The sequence below is a fragment of the Lentzea albidocapillata genome (genome assembly GCF_000719115.1).
In the GTDB taxonomy this organism is placed as follows: domain Bacteria; phylum Actinomycetota; class Actinomycetes; order Mycobacteriales; family Pseudonocardiaceae; genus Lentzea; species Lentzea albidocapillata.
Genome location: NZ_JOEA01000074.1, coordinates 1 through 493 on the forward strand (window position 1 = coordinate 1; position 493 = coordinate 493).

Genomic DNA, 493 nt, shown 5'->3' on the forward strand with positions numbered 1-493 from the left:
CTACGTCCTTCATCGGCTCCTGGTGCCAAGACATCCACCGTATGCCCTTACTAACTTGCTACAAAGATGCTCGCATCCACTGTGCAGTTCTCAAAGAACGAACGGTCATCATCTCTTCTGTGCAGCTCGCCTGCCTGACCGAAGCCGGCGGTTCGAGCGCTGAGATGATCCGATCTACTGAAAGACACAAAGAGCGTGTTCCCTCAGGACCCAACAGCGTACCGATCTGTTCATCCAGCCCTCTCGACACCTTTCCACGCTCCGAAGAGCAGTACTCACTGTCGTGACAACCGAACGTCTAGCCAGCCAGCATCCACTAATGAGCCCACCCAGCATCAAGGCTGGTGTGGTTCTGACTACCGCTCGGAACATTTGCCCAAGATCGGTAGTAGATTGCTCCTTAGAAAGGAGGTGATCCAGCCGCACCTTCCGGTACGGCTACCTTGTTACGACTTCGTCCCAATCGCCAGTCCCACCTTCGACCGCTCTCCCC

At 55.4% G+C, this 493-nt stretch carries 1 protein-coding gene and 1 rRNA gene; one reads left to right on the forward strand and one right to left on the reverse strand.

The window, feature by feature from the left end:
* Window positions 1-287, forward strand: a 287-nt coding sequence (locus IG04_RS47895; RefSeq protein WP_211257928.1) for a hypothetical protein, incomplete at its 5' end; no start/stop codon positions are given.
* Window positions 288-404: 117 nt separating this feature from the next.
* On the opposite strand, the gene IG04_RS0141850 is transcribed toward IG04_RS47895, so the two are convergent.
* Window positions 405-493, reverse strand: a 16S ribosomal RNA gene (locus IG04_RS0141850); the annotation flags it as partial.